Source organism: Streptomyces cinerochromogenes (genome assembly GCF_014648635.1).
GTDB lineage: Bacteria > Actinomycetota > Actinomycetes > Streptomycetales > Streptomycetaceae > Streptomyces > Streptomyces cinerochromogenes.
Window position 1 is genome coordinate 348984 of sequence record NZ_BMRM01000001.1, and the last position, 16938, is coordinate 365921.

The window sequence follows — 16938 nt, forward strand, 5'->3', positions numbered from 1 at the left end:
CCGACGGAACGGAAATCACCAAACCCAGGGGCCGAACCGGCGTCCAGGGGGATGTCCCCGCCCGGGTGATCAGTCCACCAGGTCCCGTACCACCGCGTCCGCCAGCAGCCGCCCCCGCAGGGTCAGCGCGGCCCGTCCCTCCTCGTACGGCCCCTCCCGGAGGAGTCCGTCGGCCAGTGCCCGGCGCGACGCCGCGAGGCCGTCCTCCTTGAGCAGGGACAGCGGCACACCCTCCCGCAGCCGCAGCTCCAGCAGGATCCGCTCCACCCGCCGGTCCTCGTCGGACAGCAGCTCACGCCCGGCACCCGGCGACTTCCCCGACGCCAGCGCCGCCGCGTACGCGCCCGGGTGCTTCACGTTCCACCAGCGCACCCCGCCCACGTGCGAGTGGGCGCCCGGTCCGGCCCCCCACCAGTCGGCGCCGCGCCAGTACAGCTCGTTGTGCAGGCAGCGGCCCGCCTCGGAGGTGGCCCAGTTGGACACCTCGTACCAGTCGAAGCCCGCCGCGCCCAGCATCTCCTCCGCGATGAGGTACCGGTCGGCGTGCACGTCGTCGTCGGTCATCGGGACCTCGCCCCGGCGGATCCGGCGGGCGAGCTGGGTGCCCTCCTCGACGATGAGCGCGTAGGCGCTGACGTGGTCGGGGCCGGCGCCGAGGGCGGCGTCCAGCGAGGCCCGCCAGTCGTCGTCGCTCTCGCCCGGGGTGCCGTAGATCAGGTCCAGGTTGACGTGCTCGAAGCCCGCCGCCCGCGCCTCGGCGACGCATGCCTCGGGGCGGCCGGGGGTGTGGGTGCGGTCCAGGATCCTCAGCACATGCCGCTTGGCGCTCTGCATGCCGAAGGAGATCCGGTTGAAGCCGCCCTCGCGGAGGGTGGCGAGGTAGGCGGGGTCGACGGACTCCGGGTTCGCCTCGGTCGTGACCTCGGCGTCCGGCGCCAGCCCGAACTCGTCCCGGATCGCCCCCAGCATCCGTACGAGGTCGTCGGCGGCCAGCAGCGTCGGCGTGCCGCCCCCGACGAAGACCGTACGGACCTCGCGCGGGTCGTCGCCCAGCACCTTCCGGGCCAGCCGGATCTCGTCGGTCAGCGTGTCCGCGTAGTTGTCCCGGGAGGCGAGCACTCCGCCGGTGCCGCGCAGCTCGGTCGCGGTGTAGGTGTTGAAGTCGCAGTAGCCGCAGCGGGTCGCGCAGTACGGGACGTGCAGGTAGAAACCGAGCGGGCGGTCGGCGGCCCCGGCGAGCGCGTGCGCGGGCAGCGCGCCGTCGGTGGGGACGGGCTCGCCGTCGGGGAGTGCGGAAGGCATGCCTTCCATTGTCCAGCACCGGCGGTGTTACTCCGCCTGGAGCACCAGCAGGGCCAGGTCGTCCTCGGGGAGGCCGCCGCCGAAGTCGTGGACCAGGCGGCGGATCCTTTCAGCGATCAGCTCGGCGCTGAGCCCGGCGCAGCCGGACAGGGCGCGGGCGAGCCCGTCGCCGTCGTCGAACTGGCGGGTCCCGGAGCGCCGCTCGGTCACCCCGTCGGTGACGCACAGCAGGCTGTCGCCGGGGCGCAGGTCGAGGGTCTCGCTGGTGTAGGTCTCGTCCTCGACCACGCCCAGCAGGGTCTGCGGGCGGGCGACGGTGCGGACGGTGCCGTCGGGGCCGAGCACGAGCGGCAGCGGGTGGCCTGCGGAGGCGAGGGTGCAGCGGACCCCGCCGTCGTACGGCCGCAGCTCGCCGTAGAGGAGGGAGAGGAAGCGGGTCTGCGGGCCGTCCCCGGCGGCCGGCGGCCGGGCGCCGGCGGCGACCAGGGCGCGGGCGGCGGCGTCGGCGGCCTCGGTGGCGTCGTCCAGGAGGAGCTGGTTGAGGCGGTCCAGGACGTCGGCGACGCGGTAGCCCTCGCGGGCGAGGAGGCGCAGCCAGGGGCGGGCGAGGCCGATCACCACGGCGGCCTCGGGGCCCTTGCCCTGGACGTCGCCGACGGCGAAGCACCAGCGGCCGTCGCCCGCCGGGAACAGGTCGTAGAAGTCGCCGCTCGGGCCGCCCATGTCGCAGGGCTCGTAGACGAGCGCGCTGCGCATGCCGGGGATCTCGGCGACCGCGCCGGGCAGCAGGCCGCGCTGCAGGACGGCGCTGATGGTGGCCTGGCGGGCGTACTGGCGGGCCGCGCCGATGGCCAGCGCGACCCTGCGGCCGAGGTCCTCCACCAGCCCGGTGACCTCGTCGGGGAAGCCCGCCGGCCCGCACCGGCCGATGACCAGCGTGCCGAGCGGCCGGCCGCCCGCGATCAGCCGGTACGACAGCGCCGTCCCCTGGGCGCCCTGCGGGCCGAGCGCGTGGCCCGGCCAGGGGTAGGGCTCGGGGCCGGAGCGCGGCCCGTCGGGCGGACCCGGCGGCTCCTTCTCCAGGGCGCACCGCAGTTCCTCGATCCGGGTCTCGCTGGCGTGCCAGACCCGGGTGGGCCCGCCGCCGGCGCCGCCGCGCACGGTCGCCTCGTCCTCCAGCCAGACCGCGCACCAGTCGGCGAGCCGGGGCACGATCAGCTGACCGGTGAGCGCGGCGACCAGGTTCTCGTCCAGCTGCCCGGCGAGCAGGTCGGAGGCCTCGGCGAGGAAGGACAGGGCGCCCCGGCCGAGCCAGTCCCGGTCGCCGTCGGCGCGGTGCGGCTGCGGGGCGAGGGCCTCGGCGACGCCCAGGGCGGGCTCGGGGGCCGGTCCGTCCAGGGCCTCGCCGCCGCCCGGGTGCAGCCGCGCCCACACGGTCTTGGCGCCGGTGCGGTAGGTGACGCCCCAGGACTCGGCGAGCGTGGCGACGAGGCGCAGGCCGCGCCCGTACTCCGGGGTGTCGTACGCCCCCTCACCGCTCGTGGCGTCCCGCGGGGCACGGGACGGGTGCTGGTCGCCGACCTCGACCACGAACGCGCCGGTCTCCTCCAGCCGCCACTCGACGTGCACCTCGGTACCGGCGTGCACGACCGCGTTGGTGACCAGCTCGCTGACGACGGCCATGACGTCGTCGGCGAGCCGCGCGGTGACCCCGGGTGCCTCGGCGAGCGCGGCCCGCACCAGCGCGCGGGCCGAACCCGGGGCGAGGGCGCTCCCGGGCAGCGTGGCCCGCCCTCGGCGCTCCCCGGGCTGGGCGCCGCTCTCCCGCTGCGTCGGTATGGCCGCCATGTCCATGCGGTCAGGGTGACAGACCGGGGGCACCCATAAGCGGTGAGTTACTCAAGTGGCCGGAAGGCGGACACTTTCGAGCGCCGCTGAGCACAATCTCCCCACGGGGCGCGGGGCTGTGCCGCTGTGCGGGCCCGGCGCGGGGCGCGCCGGGCCGTGGACGGCCCGCAGGCGGCGGGCGTTCCCCGCCGCCGCTCCGGAACCGCGCTACGCCTCCCGCGTCCCCGCGTACATCTCGTCGATGAGGTGCTTGTACTCCCGCTCCACCACCGGCCGCTTCAGCTTCAGGCTCGGCGTGATCTCGCCGTGCTCCACATCGAGGTCCCGCGGCAGCAGCCGGAACTTCTTGATCGTCTGCCAGCGCTGGAGCCCGGCGTTGAGCTGCCGCACGTACCCGTCGACCATCTCCACCGTCTGCGGCGCGGCGACGATCTCCGCGTACGGCTTGCCCTCCAGGCCGTTCTCCTTCGCCCACTCCTGGATCGCGAGTTCGTCCAGGGCGATGAGGGCGGTGCAGTAGTTCCGGTCGGCGCCGTGCACGAGGATGTTGGACACGTACGGGCACACCGCCTTGAACTGCCCCTCGAGCTCCGCCGGAGCGACGTACTTGCCGCCGGACGTCTTGATGAGGTCCTTCTTGCGGTCGGTGATGCGCAGATAGCCGTCGGGGGACAGCTCGCCGATGTCCCCGGTGTGGAACCAGCCGTCGGACTCCAGCACCTCGGCGGTCTTCTCGGGCTGCTGGTGGTAGCCCTCCATGATGCCGGGGCCGCGCAGCAGGATCTCGCCGTCGTCGGCGATGCGCACCTCGGTGCCGGGCAGCGGCTTGCCGACCGTACCGGTGCGGTAGGCCTCGCCAGGGTTGACGAAGGAGGCGGCGGAGGTCTCGGTCAGGCCGTAGCCCTCCAGGATGTGGATGCCGGCTCCGGCGAAGAAGTAGCCGATCTCCGGGGAGAGCGCGGAGGCGCCGGAGACGCAGGCGCGCAGCCGGCCGCCGAAGGCCTCGCGGAGCTTGCCGTAGACGAGGGCGTCGGCGATCTTGTGCTTGGCGCCGAGCCCGAACGGCACGGAGGCGGTGCCGGTGCGGCGGAAGTTGTCCTGGCTGGCCTTGGCGTACTCGCGGGCGACCTCGGCGGCCCACTGGAAGATCCTGTACTTGGCCCCGCCGCCCTCGCGGGCCTTGGCGGCGACGCCGTTGTAGACCTTCTCGAAGATGCGCGGCACGGCCGCCATGTACGTCGGCTGGACCACCGGGAGGTTCTCGATGATCTTGTCGACCCGGCCGTCGACGGCCGTGACGTGCCCGACCTCGATCTGGCCGGAGGTGAGCACCTTGCCGAAGACGTGCGCGAGCGGCAGCCACAGGTACTGCACGTCCTCGCCGCCGATCAGGCCGGTCGCGGCGATGGCCTTCGCCATGTAGGCCCAGTTGTCGTGCGGCAGCCGCACGCCCTTGGGGCGGCCGGTCGTGCCGGAGGTGTAGATGAGGGTGGCGAGCTGGTCCTTGGTGATCGCCCCGACGCGTTCCTTGATGAGCTGCGGGTGCTGCTCCAGGTAGGCGGTACCGCGCTCCTCCAGCTCGGCGAGGCTGATCACCCAGTCGCCGGTCTCGACGCCGGCCGCGTCGATGACCACGACCTTGGTCAGCTCGGGCAGCTCGGGACGCTTCTCCACGGCCTTGGCGAGCTGGGCCGCGTCCTCGGCGATCAGCACCCGGCTCTCGGAGTCGGAGAGGATGAACGCCGATTCGTCGGCGTTGGTCTGCGGGTAGACGGTGGTGGTGGCGCCGCCGGCGCACATGATGCCGAGGTCGGCGAGGATCCACTCGACCCGGGTGGAGGAGGCGAGCGCCACCCGCTGCTCGGGCTGGACGCCCAGGTCGATGAGGCCGGCCGCGATGGCGTACACCCGCTCGGCCGCCTGGGCCCAGCTGAGCGACTTCCAGTCGTCGGGGCCCTGGCCGGAGGCCGGCGGGACCGGGTAGCGGTAGGCCTCGGCGTCCGGTGTGGCCGCCACGCGCTCCAGGAAGAGGGCTGCCACGGACGGCGGACGGTTCTCGATCAGGGTCTGTGTGTCGCTCACGACATCCTCCGGGGGCCCGCGACGGTGCGGCTACTCGGTGCGGCTGGGTTAACTCACGGTGGGGATTCAGGCTCTTGTTTAACTCGCGAGTAACTATCGAGCAGGGATCAGGGTAAGGGGCGACCGCCCGCCGCGTAAGGGGCTTCGGCCTGTCACTTTCCCCTCAGCATGACGCCGGGAACGCGCGAGGGCCCGCCGTGCTTTCGCACGGCGGGCCCTCACTTGCCCGGTTTGCGGGCGTGACCGGCCGTTACCTCCGGTTACTTCTTGCCCTTGCCCGACCCCGCGCTGTCATCGCTGGACAGGACCGCGATGAAGGCCTCCTGCGGAACCTCCACGGAACCCACCATCTTCATCCGCTTCTTGCCTTCCTTCTGCTTCTCCAGCAGCTTCCGCTTACGGGAGATGTCACCGCCGTAGCACTTGGCGAGGACGTCCTTGCGGATGGCGCGGATGGTCTCGCGGGCGATGACCCGCGAGCCGATGGCGGCCTGCACCGGCACCTCGAAGGCCTGCCGCGGGATCAGCTCCTTGAGCTTGGCGACGAGCCGCACGCCGTACGCGTACGCCTGGTCCTTGTGGGTGATCGCCGAGAACGCGTCCACCTTGTCGCCGTGCAGCAGGATGTCGACCTTGACCAGGGAGCTGGTCTGCTCGCCGGTGGGCTCGTAGTCCAGCGAGGCGTAGCCGCGGGTCTTGGACTTCAGCTGGTCGAAGAAGTCGAACACGATCTCCGCGAGCGGCAGCGTGTAGCGGATCTCGACCCGGTCCTCCGAGAGGTAGTCCATGCCGAGGAGGGTGCCGCGCCGGGTCTGGCACAGCTCCATGATCGAGCCGATGAACTCGGTCGGCGCGAGGATGGTGGCCCGCACGACCGGCTCGTACACCTCGTTGATCTTGCCCTCGGGGAACTCGCTCGGGTTGGTGACGGTGTGCTCGCTGCCGTCCTCCATCACCACCCGGTAGACCACGTTCGGCGCGGTGGCGATCAGGTCGAGACCGAACTCGCGCTCCAGCCGCTCCCGGATCACGTCCAGGTGCAGCAGGCCGAGGAAGCCCACGCGGAAACCGAAGCCGAGGGCCGCGGAGGTCTCCGGCTCGTAGACCAGCGCGGCATCGTTGAGCTGCAGCTTGTCCAGGGCCTCGCGCAGCTCCGGGTAGTCCGAGCCGTCCAGCGGGTACAGGCCCGAGAAGACCATCGGCTTCGGGTCCTTGTAGCCGCCGAGCGCCTCGGTCGCACCCTTTGCCTGGCTGGTGACGGTGTCACCGACCTTCGACTGCCGCACGTCCTTCACACCGGTGATGAGGTATCCCACCTCACCCACGCCGAGGCCGTCCGCCGGGAGCATCTCGGGCGAGCTGACGCCGATCTCCAGCAGCTCGTGCGTCGCGCCGGTCGACATCATCCTGATGCGCTCGCGCTTGTTGAGCTGGCCGTCGATGACACGGACGTACGTCACGACACCGCGGTAGGAGTCGTAGACCGAGTCGAAGATCATCGCGCGGGCGGGCGCGTCGGCGACCCCGACCGGCGCCGGGATCTCCTTGACGACCTTGTTCAGCAGCGCGTCCACACCGAGCCCGGTCTTCGCGGAGACCTTGAGCACGTCCTCCGGGTCACAGCCGACCAGGTTCGCCAGCTCCTCGGCGAACTTCTCCGGCTGGGCGGCCGGCAGGTCGATCTTGTTCAGCACCGGGATGATCGTGAGGTCGTTCTCCATCGCCAGGTAGAGGTTGGCGAGGGTCTGCGCCTCGATGCCCTGGGCGGCGTCGACGAGGAGGATGGTCCCCTCGCAGGCGGCGAGCGACCGCGAGACCTCGTAGGTGAAGTCGACGTGCCCCGGGGTGTCGATCATGTTGAGGATGTGGGTCGTGCCCTGGTCGGGGCCCTCGGTCGGGGCCCAGGGCAGACGCACCGCCTGGGACTTGATCGTGATGCCGCGCTCGCGCTCGATGTCCATCCGGTCGAGGTACTGAGCACGCATCTGCCGCTGCTCGACCACACCGGTCAGCTGGAGCATCCGGTCGGCGAGCGTGGACTTGCCGTGGTCGATGTGCGCGATGATGCAGAAATTGCGGATCAGAGCCGGGTCGGTACGGCTCGGCTCGGGCACATGGTTAGGGGTCGCGGGCACGCAGGGTCCTGTCTCTTGAGGCGCCTTATGCCTCGGGTCGGATCGTTACGTAGTCTCCATGGTCCCACGCGGAGGGACCGGGGGCCGTTTTGGGCCGTCCGGAGGGCCACTGGTACTGTAGATGGCTGTGCCTCATGCCCTCTCAGCGCGAGGCGCGACAGAAAAGTTTGGATCACCGGAACGGGACCCTCGCGGCCCCGCACCTGAACCTGAAAAGGCTCCTTCGTGGCGAACATCAAGTCCCAGATCAAGCGGATCAAGACCAACGAGAAGGCTCGGCTGCGCAACAAGGCCGTCAAGTCCTCCCTGAAGACCGCGATCCGCAAGGCCCGTGAGGCCGCTGCCGCGGGTGACGCCGAGAAGGCCACCGAGCTGCAGCGCGCTGCCGCGCGGGCGCTCGACAAGGCCGTCTCGAAGGGCGTCATCCACAAGAACCAGGCCGCCAACAAGAAGTCGGCGCTTGCTTCCAAGGTCGCGTCCCTCAAGGGCTGAACCCCTTTCTGATCTGACCGCCGGAGGGACCCAGGGCGGGCCCTCTCTCATCCGCCCCCGTCCGGCACCCCCGAGCCTGTTCGCGGCCTGCGTTCGCCACGCGGGAACGGGCTCACCAGCTTGATCCGAAGGCCTCGGTACCTCTCCTTTCCCCAAGGCGGGTGCCGGGGCCTTCGGCATGCGCCCGGACTCGGGCGAGGCAGCCGTCCCCACAGGTGCAGGGCCACGGCGTGCCCCCGGCCGTCGACGTACACACTGCGCGGACCCGTCCGGAAGCCGCCACCGGTCTCCTGGAAGAGCCGGCCGTACACCCCGATGACCGCGTCCTGTCCCTTGAAGTCACCGGACAGCGGATCTTCGCCGGCGATGCACGGCTGATACGGGTTTACGGCTGATACGGATGTACGGCTGATACGTACGATTCTCCAGCGCGGCGACCGCCGGGGTGACCGGATCAGCCCCGGCCCCTCGACCGCGCCGCCCGCGCGATCACCACCACTGCCTTCTCCAACGCGTACTCGGGATCGTCCCCGCCCCCCTTCACACCCGCGTCGGCCTCGGCGACCGCTCGCATCGCCACCGCGACCCCGTCGGGCGTCCAGCCCCGCATCTGCTGCCGCACCCGGTCGATCTTCCACGGCGGCATACCCAGCTCACGCGCCAGGTCGGCCGGCCGGCCACCCCGCGCCGAGGACAGCTTCCCGATCGCCCGCACGCCCTGCGCCAGCGCACTGGTGATCATCACCGGTGCCACGCCCGTGGCCAGCGACCATCTGAGCGCCTCCAGCGCCTCCGCCGTACGGCCCTCCACGGCCCGGTCGGCGACAGTGAAGCTGGACGCCTCTGCACGGCCCGTGTAGTACCGCCCGACCACCGCCTCGTCGATCGTGCCCTCCACGTCGGCGACCAGCTGGGAGACCGCCGAGGCCAGCTCCCGAAGATCGCTCCCGATGGCGTCGCAGAGCGCCTGGCAGGCCTCGGGAGTGGCCGAGCGCCCGAACGAGCGGAACTCCCCCCGCACGAAGGCCAGCCGGTCCGCCGGCTTGGTCATCTTCGGGCAGGCCACCTCCCGCGCGCCCGCCTTGCGCGCGGCGTCCAGCAGCCCCTTGCCCTTGGCTCCGCCCGCGTGCAGCAGCACGAGCGTGATCTCCTCGGCGGGCGAGCCGAGGTACGCCTTCACGTCCTTGACCGTGTCGGCGGACAGGTCCTGCGCGTTGCGTACGACCACGACCTTGCGCTCGGCGAAGAGCGACGGGCTGGTCAGCTCGGCGAGTGTGCCGGGCTGCAGCTGGTCCGGGGTCAGGTCACGTACGTCCGTGTCGGCGTCGGCGGCCTTGGCGGCGGCCACCACCTCCTGCACGGCACGGTCGAGCAGGAGGTCCTCCTGGCCCACGGCAAGGGTCACCGGGGCGAGAGGGTCGTCATTCGCAGTCTTCCTGGCCATCGCCTAAAGCATCCCACGCGGCACCGACATCGAAGCGGCCCCGCCACCCTGACCGGCCCCGGAGCGGACCCTGAGTGCGGGGTGGGGACGGGGAGGGGTGCGGGTTGGGGGCGGGGAGGAGGCAGAGGCAGGGACAGGGACAGGGACAGGAGATAAGGGATAGAGGGCCGGGGTCAGGGCTCCTCGCGCCAGCCGTCCCACTCCCCCGCGAACGCGTCCAGCTCGGCGGGGTCGAGGCGTTCGTGCTCGTCGTGCACGACCACCAGCCACTGGGCGTCCTCGGCGTCGTCCTCGCCGGCCAAGGCGTCCCGGACGAGCTGGGGCTCCTCGTCGACACCGAACCGCTCCCCGAGCGCCTCGGCCGCCTCCTCGGCGGCGTCGCGGTCGGGCAGCACCAGCACATGTCTCACATCACTCACGAGCCCATTCTCCGGTACCGGGGACGGGGCGAAGAGGCAGGTCAAACCCTGGACGGAACGGGCAGGTCAGGTCTCGGGGACGATCTGTATGTCGAGGTCGACCCGGATGCTCGGCCCGACCCCCGCGATGCCCCGCGCCGGTATCGCCTGCCAGCTGACCGTGAAGTCGTCCCCGGGCAGCTCGGTGGTGGCCCGGCAGGCGGCCCGCACCTCGCCCTCCATGCCGTTGCCGAGACCGAGGTACTCGGTGTCGAGCGTGACCGTGCGGGTCACGCCGTGCAGCGACAGCGCTCCGGTGACCGCCCACCGGGGCGGCATTCGCGGCACCACGGGCCCAGATCATGCGCATCCGGTGCATGCGCATCCGGTGCATGCGCTGTGGCTGAGCCGGATCGGTCGGCCAGGTCAGTCAGGGTTTCGCACAGTCGGCACACAGCTCAGCTCGATCCCGAAGCGCTCCCGGTAGACCGCCAGCACCTCGTCGTCCGTCTCCAGCTCGCGCGTCTCCTGCGTGCCGTCCACCGCGGTCGTCTTCAGCCTGCGCCCGCTGAGGGTGATCCGTCCTCCGTCCCCGGTGATCCGAGAGCAGACCAGCGACCGCGTGAAGTGCGATTCCGGCGAGGTGCTGTGCCACCAGGCGCCGGCCGCGAAGTCCGCGAGCGCCCGGGCGCGGGTCTCCAGCCGGTACTGCGGCTCCCCGTCCCGGAAGACGTCCAGGTCGCCGGCGCCCGGTGCGGCGCCGCCGCGCACCCCGGCCGGGTCCGGGCCGGCCTCCACCACCCGGAACCTGCCTCCGGGGTCCTCCTGCTCCCCGCGCTCCCCGTAGGCCAGCGGGTAGTGGCTGTACGCCCCGAACCCGACGTCGGCGAGCCAGGTGTCCCCGTCCGCCGTCCGTACCCGCAGCGCGAGATGGTCGAAGGGGATCCCGAGCCGCCCCTCGCTGTCGTACACGCGCCCCGCGAGCAGTTCGACCTCGTAGCCGAGGGCGACGAGCAACGTCCCGAACGCGCCGTTCAGTTCGTAGCAGAAGCCGCCCCTCCGCGCCTCGGTCACCTTGTCCAGCAGACGCTTCTCCTCCAGCGTGATCTCCTCTCCGAGGTGGACCGACAGGTTCTCGAAGGGGACGGTCCGCAGATGGCTCAGGTGCAGCTCGCGCAGCGCCTCACGAGTGGGCCGCGGCGGGCGGGCCAGGCCGAGTCGGCGCAGATAGGCATCGATCGGGCAGGTATCAGTCGGACAGGTATCGATCGGGCAGGTATCGGTCGGGCAGGTATCGGTCTGTGCTGATGTCATGGGGTCAGTCTGGGGCAGGCCGTTCTCTCCCTTGCTGGTTGTGTGACTCCGTACCTAGTCCTCTCTCGTCACCTGTATCCGCCCTTCGACTCCTCCGGTTCCGGTGATCGCGAGGGCACCGTCGCGGTCGGTGCGCAGGACGGCCGCGCCGCCGGCCCGCAGTGCGGCCATGGTCGCCGGTGCCGGGTGGCCGTAGGGATTTCCGGCACCCGCCGAGACGAGTGCCACCCGGGGTGCGGCGAGGTGTAACAGCTCCGGGTCCTGATAGGCAGAGCCGTGGTGGGCCACCTTCAGGACGTCCACTCCGGCCAGCTCGGCAGCCGCCGGGGACCGCAACAGGGCCTGTTGGGCCGGGGGCTCGAGGTCTCCGAGCAGCAGCAGCCGCAGCCCGGCCGTGCGCACGAGCAGCGCGACACTCGCATCGTTCGGCCCCTCCGGCTCGAACAGGGTGCCCGGACGGGCCGGGGGCACCGCCGTCCCGTCAGGCGGACGCGTGCTCTGCGGCGGGGGCCACAGGACCCGCCAGGTGAGGGGGCCGGTGCGCCGTTCCTCTCCGGCGGCGGCGGTCGTGACGGGGATGTGCCGTTCGGCCGCCTCCCGCCGCACGAACGCTGCCTGCTCCGCCGGTTCCGCGAACCCCGTCGTCTCGATCGCGGCCACCGAGCGGCCCCGCAGGACGCCGGGCAGGCCCGCCACATGGTCGGCGTGGAAGTGGGTGAGGACGAGGAGGGGGACACGGGTGATGCCCAGCCGCCGCAGGCAGTGGTCGACCAGCGCCGGATCGGGTCCGGCGTCCACGACCACTCCGGCCCCCTCCCCTGCCGCCAGCACGGTCGCGTCGCCCTGGCCGACGTCGCACATCGCGAACCGCCAGCCCGGAGGCGGCCAGCCCGTGATCACCCGGGTCAGCGGCGCCGGCCGCGTCACCAGCAGCACGACCAGCACCCCGAGCAGCCCGCACCACGCCGGGTGTCGCAGCAGCCTCCGGCCGGCCAGGACGACGGCCACGGTGACCGCCGCGAGCGCCAGTGCCCCCGGCCAGCTCCCCGGCCAGTCCACTCCCGCGCCGGGCAGCGCCGCCCCGGCCCGGGCGACCCCGGCGATCCACCCGGCCGGCCACCTCGCACACCACGCCAGAGCCTTGGCCGCCGGCATCGCCACCGGCGCCGTCGCGAGTGCCGCGAAGCCGAGCACCGTCGCCGGTGCCACCGCCACCTCGGCCAGCAGGTTGCAGGGCACCGCCACCAGGCTCACCCGGGCCGACAGCACCGCCACGACCGGTGCGCACACCGCCTGCGCCGCTCCTGCCGCCGCCAGCGCCTCGGCGAGCCGCGGCGGCACCCGGCGTCGCCGCAGCGCCTCGCTCCAACCGGGCGCCAGCACCAGCAGGGCGCCGGTCGCCAGTACGGAGAGCAGAAAGCCGTAACTGCGGGCCAGCCACGGGTCGTACAGCACCAGCAGCAGGACGGCCGTGGCCAGCGCCGGTACCAGGGATCTGCGGCGCCCGGTGGCCAGGGCCAGCAACGCGACCGCGCCGCAGGCGGCGGCCCGCAGCACACTGGGGTCGGGACGGCAGACGACCACGAAACCCAGCGTCAGCGCTCCCGAGAGCAGCGCCGTCGCCCGCAGGGAGAGCCCCAGTCGTGGGGCCAGGCCACGCCGCTCGGCCCGGTGTGCCAGGCCGGGCGGCCCGATGAGCAGGGCGAGCAGAACGGTGAGGTTGCTGCCGGAGACGGCGAGCGTGTGCGTCAGGTCCGTCTCCTCGAAGGCGTGGTCCAGCTCGGGGGTGATCCGCGAGGTGTCCCCGACGACCAGCCCGGGAAGCAGGGCCCGCGCGTCTCCCGGCAGGTCCTCGGTCGCCTCCCGCAGGCCCGCTCTGAGCCGGCCCGCCAGTCGTTGTGCTCCGTTCGGTCCCGCTACGATCCGCGGCTCCGGTCGGCCGCGCACCCGCAGCACGGCCGCGGTCCGGTCGCCTCCGGTCAGGGCAGGCGCCAGTCGCCCGGTAACCCGCAGCCGTGTGGACGGAAGGAGTCCGAGCCAGGCGGCCCGCCCGGCCGGGGTGCCTTGTGCGGCGCGGGTGGGCGGCGGCCCGGAACCCCGGCTCCCCACCGCGTCGCCGTGCGGTGCCGGGACGTCCGGGTCGACGATCACCAGCACGGGTGTCCGGGTCCGCACACTCCTTCCGTCGGCCTCCTCGACGGTCCGCAGCTCGGCCCGGGCCAGCACCGCCACGGGCGCCGCGTGATCGCCTCGCACCTGCGGCCTGCTCAGCCATGGGTCACCGCGCACCTCGATCTCGGCGGTGACGGTCGCGAACCGTCGTGCCAGCTCCGGCACGGGCCCGCGCCGGACGTCGGCCCCGTGCAGTCCGGCGGACGTGGCTGCCGCGGCGACACAGAGCAGCGTCGCGGCGACGGCTGGACGCGCCCAGCCGAACCGACCGCGCGCCCAGCCGAACCGACCGCGCGTCCCGGCGAGCCGACGGCGCGTCCCGGCGAGCCGACGGCGCGTCCCGGCGGACCGGCCGTGCGCCCAGTCGAACCGACGGCCGGCCTCGGGACGAGGCCCGCCTGCTCCCGGCTGCCGTACCGACAGCAGCAGGAGGGCCCCGCCGACCAGGCAGAGGACAGCGGTCGCGGCGGCCCAGGACGCCGGCGCGTCCAGGGTCAGGGCCGCGGTGGCCCAGGCCGCGAGGGCGGGCGGCACCAGGCGCAGGTCCATGGGGCCGCTGCGGCCGGTGTGCGCGGCTTCACACTGCTCGGGTTCCGTGCGCGGGGCGGCCTTGCCGAGTGCGCGGCTCATGGCCGTACCAGCTCGCGCAGATCGGTGAACCGGCGGTCGCCGATGCCGTTGACCTCCCGCAGTTCGTCCACGGAGCGGAAACCGCCGTGCTGGGTGCGGTAGTCGATGATGTGCCGGGCGAGTACCGGGCCGACCCCGGGCAGGGTGTCGAGCTGGTCTATGGTGGCCGTGTTGAGGGAGACCGGCGCTGTCGGGCCCGTGCCGGTGGATCCGGAGAGCGGACCGGCTGCCGGGCCCGGTGCGGCGGCGGAGCCGGCCGGGGTACCGACGACGACCTGTTCGCCGTCGACGAGGAAGCGGGCCCTGTTGAGCCCTTCCGTGCTCACGCCCGGCCGGACCCCGCCCGCCGCCCGCAGAGCGTCGGCCACCCGGGCGCCGGCCGGCAGCCGCCGGATCCCCGGCTGCCGGACCTTGCCGCTGACGTCCACGACGATCTCCGCACCGGGTGCCGACGACGTGCCCGCGGCCGGTGCGGTGGCCGCTCCCCCACCCTTCCTGTCGAAGGGCGCCTGGGCACGCACCACTTGAGGAGCACTCACCTGCTGGGACCGGCCCGCCCAGAAGTGCTGCACTGCGAAGACGGCGGCGACGACGAGCACCACGGCGAGCGCCACGGCTCCCCGCCGCTCCACTCCGTACCGGGTCTGGAGCCACACCGGCATCCGCTCGCGCAGAGCCAGTCCGGCCCGCGCCCGCCAGTCCGGTGCCGCCGGGTGCTCCGCGTCCGGCTTCCACTTCGGCCCCTGCTCCAGCTCCAGCTCAGGCCCCGGCCCCGGCCCCGGCTCAGACTCAGACTCCAGCTCCGGTTCAGACCTCGCCTCCGGCTTCGACCCCGGCTCCCACCTCGGTCCCGCCCCCGGCAGTCTCACCGCACCGCCCGGTTCAAGTGCAGCGGCAGCCGCCGCCCTCTCCCAGGCCCTGCCCGGCGCCGGCTCGACCGCGCTCACCGTCCGCCTGGAACCCGGGGTCGAACTCAGGCCGGGTGCCAGGCCCGTCACCGTGGCCGTCGGTGCGCTCCCGGACCCTTCCGGGCCCGGCGGCGCGTTTCCCGACTCCCGCCACTGCGCGGCCCGTTCGCCGAAGAGGAGTTCCGCACGCTGGCGCAGCTCCTCCGCCGGCGCGGACGGGCGGTGACGGACGCGGCGGGGGTGGACGCGGCGGGGATGGATGGTTGTGCGGCGCTGCCGGACGCGGCCGTCGGAGGCGGGGCCACGGCCGGGGCCGCTGGTCGGAGTTGCCGTGCGTGAGCGAGATCGAAGTGCCATGCGACGAGGATGGGGCATTCCATCCCATCGCGATGATCTTGGGGAGTTTCCGTGGACGGCCGGGCAGTTGTGGAAAACTTCGCCACCCGGACGGGTGAATCGGGTCGGGTCCCGTAACCGAGTGGGAAGACCGGCCCCGGAACGACCGGTGTCAGCGAGGCGAGACGACCGCGCCCAGCAGCCCGGGCCCGGTGTGTGCGCCGATCACCGCTCCGACCTCGCTGACATGCAGATCGGCCAGGCCAGGGACGCGGACCCGCAGCCGGTCGGCGAGGGCGGCGGCGCGGTCGGGGGCGGCGAGGTGGTGAACGGCGATGTCGACCTCGGCGGTGCCCGCCTTCTCGGCGGCCAGTTCCTCAAGGCGCGCGATCGCCTTGGACGCCGTACGGACCTTTTCGAGTGGCTCGATCCGCCCGTCGCCCAGCTGGAGCAGCGGTTTGACGGCGAGCGCAGAGCCCAGCAGGGCCTGCGCGGCACCGATCCGGCCGCCGCGGCGAAGGTAGTCGAGGGTGTCGACGTAGAAGTAGGCGGAGGTGCCGGCGGCCCGCTTCTCCGCGGCTGCGACGGCTTCGTCGATGGTGCCGCCCGCCTCGGCGGTCTCGGCGGCGGCGAGGGCGCAGAAGCCGAGCGCCATCGCGACCATGCCGGTGTCCACGACCCGCACGGGCACCGGCGCCTCGCGCGCGGCGAGGACCGCGGCGTCGTAGGTGCCGGACAGCTCGGCGGACAGGTGCAGGGAGACGATGCCGCTCGCGCCGGACTCGGCGACCCCGCGGTAGGTCTCCGCGAACACCTGCGGGCTGGGCCGGGAGGTGGTGACGGAACGCCGCTTCTGCAGCGCCTGGGCCAGGGAGCGGGTCGAGATCTCGGTGCCCTCTTCGAGGGCCTGGTCGCCAAGGACCACGGTCAGCGGGACCGCGGTGATGCCATGACGCTCCATCGCCCGGGGCGGCAGGTAGGCCGTTGAATCGGTGACGATCGCGACATGGCGGGACATGAGCTGGAGGTTACCTGTCGTCGTGCGCGCGCGGCAGCCCGGCCCCGGTGCTGCGGCCGAGGAGCCGCACCCTCATGTGGTGCTCTCGGGGCGGGGCTTCTTCTGCCACGGGGAAGTGGGGCGCCATGACGGCGGGGCGATCGCCTCGGGAGCGGACTCCTTGGCGGCGCGGGGTCCGGGCGCCTTCGGCCAGGTCTGTTCGGTGGCCTGTCTGTCGGCCGGGGCGGGAGCTTCGGGCCACGGCGGGGGTGCCTGGCCGGGCTCGGCACGCGTCCAGTGGCGCAGGGCGCCCGCTTCGATGTCGATCTGGGCGCTGAGGGTGTCCAGGTCGTCGTCGGCGAAGCGGTGGGCCCGGTCGCGGACGGCCCAGCGCAGGGAGTCGGCGGACTGGGTGATGCGCTCGGTGCGGCTGCGCAGTTCGGGCAGGCGCTCGGTGAGCGTGGCCCGGTCCGGCTCGGACTCCAGGCGCTTGAGGTCGCCGTCCAGCTCGTGTCCGTGCGCGCTGAGCCGCTCGAAGAGGCCGAGGGACTCCTTCAGCGACTCGTCCTCGGCCGCACCCGCGTGCAGCGCGTCCTGCGTGGCCCGCATGGAGGTGCGCAGCGCCAGCCGCAGTTGGGCGATCTCGGCGGCAGGTCCGCTCTGGGCGAAGGACTTCGCGCGCAGGGTGTGGTCCTCGACCGTGCGGCGGGCCTGGGCGATGGTCCGGTCCACCCCGCGCTTGGCGGCGCGGACCGCCTTGACGGTGGCGTACGCGCCGAGGCCGACGAAGAGCAGGAAGAGCAGGGCGAACACGGTCAGCACTACTTCCATGACGCTCCTCCTCCGGCCGGTACGGCGCGAGCCGCTGTGCTCTCCACGG

Annotated in this window: 12 protein-coding genes and 1 pseudogene; 1 reads left to right on the forward strand and 12 read right to left on the reverse strand. The window is 72.9% G+C overall.

The genetic code is table 11. The features are described 5' to 3' along the window. Positions 1 to 69: 69 nt before the first annotated feature. The 4 genes from hemW to lepA all read right to left on the reverse strand — a co-directional run bounded on the left by hemW (position 70) and on the right by lepA (position 7367). Entirely contained in the window at positions 70 to 1302 is a 1233-nt protein-coding gene (gene hemW / locus IEZ20_RS01535) for a radical SAM family heme chaperone HemW (protein WP_189294229.1), read from the reverse strand. Positions 1303 to 1329: 27 nt separating this feature from the next. After that, a complete protein-coding gene (locus tag IEZ20_RS01540; RefSeq protein ID WP_189294624.1) occupies positions 1330 to 3150 on the reverse strand; it encodes a SpoIIE family protein phosphatase in 1821 nt (606 codons plus the stop codon). Positions 3151 to 3357: 207 nt separating this feature from the next. Further along, positions 3358 to 5232, reverse strand: coding sequence for an AMP-dependent synthetase/ligase (locus IEZ20_RS01545; protein WP_189294230.1), 1875 nt, complete (start codon positions 5230 to 5232; stop codon positions 3358 to 3360). A 260-nt stretch (positions 5233 to 5492) separates the two neighbouring features. Next, positions 5493 to 7367 (reverse strand): translation elongation factor 4, encoded by a 1875-nt coding sequence (lepA, locus tag IEZ20_RS01550; RefSeq protein WP_189294231.1) that lies wholly within the window; start codon positions 7365 to 7367, stop codon positions 5493 to 5495. A 225-nt stretch (positions 7368 to 7592) separates the two neighbouring features. Here lepA and rpsT point away from each other — a divergent pair, with 225 nt between their 5' ends. Then, positions 7593 to 7859: a 30S ribosomal protein S20 gene (gene rpsT, locus IEZ20_RS01555; RefSeq protein ID WP_030735567.1), complete on the forward strand. Its 267-nt coding sequence runs from the start codon at positions 7593 to 7595 to the stop codon at positions 7857 to 7859. 454 nt (positions 7860 to 8313) lie between these two features. Here rpsT and holA read toward each other — a convergent pair whose 3' ends face one another. The 8 genes and pseudogenes from holA to IEZ20_RS01595 all read right to left on the reverse strand — a co-directional run bounded on the left by holA (position 8314) and on the right by IEZ20_RS01595 (position 16889). Next, positions 8314 to 9303: a DNA polymerase III subunit delta gene (gene holA / locus IEZ20_RS01560; RefSeq protein ID WP_189294232.1), complete on the reverse strand. Its 990-nt coding sequence runs from the start codon at positions 9301 to 9303 to the stop codon at positions 8314 to 8316. A gap of 173 nt (positions 9304 to 9476) precedes the next feature. Further along, a complete protein-coding gene (locus IEZ20_RS01565) occupies positions 9477 to 9722 on the reverse strand; it encodes a hypothetical protein (protein WP_189294233.1) in 246 nt (81 codons plus the stop codon). A gap of 66 nt (positions 9723 to 9788) precedes the next feature. Next, positions 9789 to 10031: pseudogene (locus IEZ20_RS01570) on the reverse strand (YceI family protein); the annotation flags it as partial. A gap of 96 nt (positions 10032 to 10127) precedes the next feature. Beyond that, positions 10128 to 11015, reverse strand: coding sequence for an arylamine N-acetyltransferase (locus tag IEZ20_RS01575; RefSeq protein ID WP_189294234.1), 888 nt, complete (start codon positions 11013 to 11015; stop codon positions 10128 to 10130). Positions 11016 to 11069: 54 nt separating this feature from the next. Continuing rightward, complete coding sequence (locus tag IEZ20_RS01580) at positions 11070 to 13817, reverse strand: ComEC/Rec2 family competence protein (RefSeq protein WP_189294235.1); 2748 nt, start codon at positions 13815 to 13817, stop codon at positions 11070 to 11072. Next, positions 13814 to 14686: a ComEA family DNA-binding protein gene (locus IEZ20_RS01585; RefSeq protein WP_308434633.1), complete on the reverse strand. Its 873-nt coding sequence runs from the start codon at positions 14684 to 14686 to the stop codon at positions 13814 to 13816. The genes IEZ20_RS01580 and IEZ20_RS01585 overlap by 4 nt, the downstream gene beginning before the upstream one ends. Before the next feature lie 547 nt (positions 14687 to 15233). Continuing rightward, the gene (locus IEZ20_RS01590) at positions 15234 to 16079 is read right to left on the reverse strand and encodes a DegV family protein (RefSeq protein ID WP_189294237.1); all 846 of its coding nucleotides are present in this window, start codon (positions 16077 to 16079) and stop codon (positions 15234 to 15236) included. Positions 16080 to 16151: 72 nt separating this feature from the next. Continuing rightward, positions 16152 to 16889, reverse strand: coding sequence for a hypothetical protein (locus IEZ20_RS01595; RefSeq protein WP_189294238.1), 738 nt, complete (start codon positions 16887 to 16889; stop codon positions 16152 to 16154). Between the last annotated feature and the right edge of the window lie 49 nt (positions 16890 to 16938).

Coding starts and splice junctions, on each gene's coding strand:
- hemW (WP_189294229.1), bottom strand. CDS start 1,302: ATGCCTTCCGCACTCCCCGACGGCGAGCCCGTCCCCACCGACGGCGCG.
- IEZ20_RS01540 (WP_189294624.1), bottom strand. CDS start 3,150: ATGGCGGCCATACCGACGCAGCGGGAGAGCGGCGCCCAGCCCGGGGAG.
- holA (WP_189294232.1), bottom strand. CDS start 9,303: ATGGCCAGGAAGACTGCGAATGACGACCCTCTCGCCCCGGTGACCCTT.
- IEZ20_RS01575 (WP_189294234.1), bottom strand. CDS start 11,015: ATGACATCAGCACAGACCGATACCTGCCCGACCGATACCTGCCCGATC.
- IEZ20_RS01580 (WP_189294235.1), bottom strand. CDS start 13,817: ATGAGCCGCGCACTCGGCAAGGCCGCCCCGCGCACGGAACCCGAGCAG.
- IEZ20_RS01590 (WP_189294237.1), bottom strand. CDS start 16,079: ATGTCCCGCCATGTCGCGATCGTCACCGATTCAACGGCCTACCTGCCG.
- IEZ20_RS01595 (WP_189294238.1), bottom strand. CDS start 16,889: ATGGAAGTAGTGCTGACCGTGTTCGCCCTGCTCTTCCTGCTCTTCGTC.